The 3,197-nt window shown below is 69.3% G+C and carries 3 protein-coding genes; 1 reads left to right on the top strand and 2 read right to left on the bottom strand.

Features of this window, described 5'->3' with window-relative positions; translation table 11 throughout:
• Window positions 1-400: 400 nt before the first annotated feature.
• Both modA and AC08ON_RS17500 read right to left on the bottom strand, forming a co-directional pair.
• The gene (modA, locus tag AC08ON_RS17505) at window positions 401-1,213 is read right to left on the bottom strand and encodes a molybdate ABC transporter substrate-binding protein (protein ID WP_476617378.1); all 813 of its coding nucleotides are present in this window, start codon (window positions 1,211-1,213) and stop codon (window positions 401-403) included.
• A 278-nt stretch (window positions 1,214-1,491) separates the two neighbouring features.
• Entirely contained in the window at window positions 1,492-2,013 is a 522-nt protein-coding gene (locus AC08ON_RS17500) for a flavin reductase family protein (RefSeq protein ID WP_476608628.1), read from the bottom strand.
• A gap of 421 nt (window positions 2,014-2,434) precedes the next feature.
• Here AC08ON_RS17500 and AC08ON_RS17495 point away from each other — a divergent pair, with 421 nt between their 5' ends.
• Complete coding sequence (locus tag AC08ON_RS17495) at window positions 2,435-3,034, top strand: hypothetical protein (RefSeq protein WP_476608629.1); 600 nt, start codon at window positions 2,435-2,437, stop codon at window positions 3,032-3,034.
• Window positions 3,035-3,197 lie beyond the last annotated feature (163 nt).

The raw sequence follows: 3,197 nt of genomic DNA, 5'->3' as shown, positions 1-3,197 counted from the left end.
CATTAATGGCGTGTTTCTGCGCGGTCTCAATAGGTCAGTGCACCACGTGTGGATCCAGTCACAGGGCTGGATCTGATAGGACGTGGTGTCCCTTGACCTGGAGGCGCGGTGCGCCGTCCCAGACCACCTCGAAGGCCACCTCGAAGGCGATCTGATCATCGGCAAGGGCGGCAAGAGCCAGATCGCGACCCTCGTCGACTGAGTAGGTAGCCGCGGGCGCCGGTGCGTGGAGCGGCGGACACGAATTCGTCCTCGCCGTACATCGGCCAGCCACAACGCCCCCGAAGGGAGCGGTTCGTGCAATGCCTAACACCTGGTGGCCGGGAGGGATCTCGAACAGCTCGAACCCCGAGGCCGCGAGGTCCTTTGCCGGACCGTGGGAGGCCGTGGCGGACCTCGGTCAGGGGGCCTGGAATCCCGCGTTGGCCAGCACGGTGCTCGCCTTGTCGGACAGGATGAAGTTGACGAACGCGGTGGCGCCGACGGCGTTGGGCGCGTTCTTCAGTGCGACGATCGGGTAGTCGTTGATCGCCTTGGCGGATTCGGGGAACTCGACGCCGTCCACCTTGCCCGCCGACGCCTTGGCGTCCGTGCGGTAGACCAGCGCGGCGTCGACCTCACCGAGGGCGACCTTCGACAGCGCGGACTTGACGTCCTGCTCCAGGGTGACCGGGGTCGGGTTCACCCCGGTGGCGGCGAGCGCCTTCTTCGCGGCGGCTCCGCAGGGCACCTGCTCGGCGCACAGCGCGACCTTCACCCCAGGCTTGGTCAGGGCGGGCAGATCGGTGATGCCCTTCGGGTTGCCCTTCGGTACGGCGATGACGAGCTGGTTGCGGACGAAGACCTTGGGCGCGCCGACGTTGTCGCCGGCGTCGGTGACGGTCTTCATCGTGGCCGGGCTCGCCGCGGCGAACACGTCGGCCGGGGCGCCGGAGGTGATCTGCTGGGCCAGCTGCGAGCTGCCGGCGAAGGAGAAGGTCACCTTCGATCCGGGGTTCGCGGCCTCGAAGTCCTTGCCGAGCTGGGTGAACGACCCCGTCAGCGAGGCGGCGGCGAGCACCTTGACGGTCCCTTGTACTCCGCTCGCGGCGCTGCTGGCCATGGCGGAGGGAGTCGCGGCAGCGCCGCCGTCGCTGCCGCCACATCCGGCGGTCGCGAGAAGCCCGGCGCCGAGCACCGCCAGGGCCGCCGTCTTCATCCTGCGAAATCTCACGTGTCCCGTTCCTCCACCCGTTCACCCGTTGTCCGGCTTCCGCAGCCGCGGACCATGTCGCTGATCTAATCCGCAGATACGAAACTCTGTGCATGATAGTTCCGCATCTGCGCGCTGAACAGGTGGGTTGTTCCGTGGTGTGCCGATGCGCGGCCTGGGCCTGCGCCACGGCGACCGGAGCCCCGCTCGGCGGGCGATGTCGAGAGCGGTGCCGAGGGCAGGGTCGAGAGCGGTGCCGAGCCGGTTGAGCCGGTCATGCTCCTCTGGCCGGCCGCGGGTTACGACGGCAGGACGTGGAAGGTCCGGTCGTGGTAGATGAGCGGGGACGCCTCCGGGTCGGTGTCCGCCTCAAGGACCTGGCCGATGACGAGGAAATGGTCCCCGGCCTCGACGGGTGGCCGGGCGGAGCAGCGCAGCCACGCCCGTCCCCCGTCGAGCAGGGGCTCGCCGGTGGGCAGCCTGGTCCAGCGGGTCGGCGAGGCGAATCGGTCGATCCCGTTGCGGGCGAAGCGCCGGGCGACCTCCTCCTGCTGGGAGGACAACAGGGTCACCACGAAGGTCTCCGCGACCCGCAGATGGGGCCACGACGAGGCACCGCAGGAGATGGCGAAGACCACCATCGGCGGTTCGGCGGACAGCGACGCGAGCGAGGTCGCGGTGAAGCCGACGGGTCCCGTGCCCGCGTCGGCGGTGATGACGGCCACGCCGGCCGGATGGCCGCGGAAAACGGTTCGGAACAGGCCGCCGTCGACGGCGCGCGCCCTGAACGGACCCTGGGTCTGGCGAAGCGAGGCCGTCATGCTGGATGCTTGCCGAGGTTCAGGCGACGAGTGGGGGTTCAACCGGACACCTGTGAGTCCGCCGTGTCCCACTGGGTGCAGTGCACCCTTCTACACTAAATCTATCTTAATGGTTGGTCAATGGGCCGATCAGACCACCTCCGGGCGCCGGACCGGAGGGGCGCCACAGGTCGTCACAGGTCGCGGCGGGTCCGCGGGCCGAGAGCGAGAATCATGCGGCCCTCCAGGCCCGGGACTCGGGTTCGTGTCACCAGCCGCAAAGTAGCTCTCTGTAGCGGCAGTGTTAGGTGTGACGCAGCACGTGAGGTCGTCGATTAGACGATCTGTCTTCCCTTGGCCACGAGCAATTACCGATGTATCTGGTACAGGTATGTATCGGAACGGTCACGGTGACGGACCGCCATGACGAAAGGGGAATCGGATGGTCGATGACACCCAGACTCTGGTCCTCGACTCCGTGCAGGCCAGACGAGTCGCAGCGCTGATCACCTGGCAGCATACCGTCGGGGGGCAGGCGCACTGCTTGGCCCGGCTGGTGCTGCGCGCCGCACCCGAACCGCCGGTCGCGGTCCTGTCCGAGCTGGCCGACAACCCCGACCGTCTCGGGATCAGCGGAGATATGGCCGGGGTCGCCGTGGCGTTCCTCGCGGCCATGCGGCCCTACGCCACCCTGGACCCCGCATCGCTGGTCTGGATCACTCACCACGGGCCGTTCTCCTCCCCCGATGACGACGGCGGGCCCCAGACCTTCACCCGCGTGGACCTCGACTACCGCGATGGCGCCTTCCGCGACGACCTGCGGGCCGCCCGCAAGGCCGACATCGTGGTCTCCGCCACCGGACAGCCCACCTGCTCACCGGCGAGCACATCGGCGCCCACCAGTGCCTCGTTGTGGACTCCGGGTTCATGCCGCGCGCCGACGGGTCGGTGGCCGGCGGCATCCACCCCAGCGCCGTCGGGATCCCGTAGCGGATCACCCCGGTGCCCGGTGGGGTCGGCCCGGTCGAGATGGCCGTGCTGATGGAACGCGTCGTCCGCCAGGAGGCCGACCCGAACCTGCGCCCCTGGGCGCTGCCCCCGGCGTCGCCCCGGACCCGCGCCCAGACCACGACGCGCGCCGCCTTCCCGGCCCGCAACCCGTCCCCATCTCGTACCCCACCCCGGCGGGAACCGCCACCTCCTCC

It is taken from the genome of Frankia sp. CoWAU3 (assembly GCF_977971855.1).
Note: the sequence above shows the minus strand (reverse complement) of the source record. Positions and strands in the feature narration are given on the sequence as shown.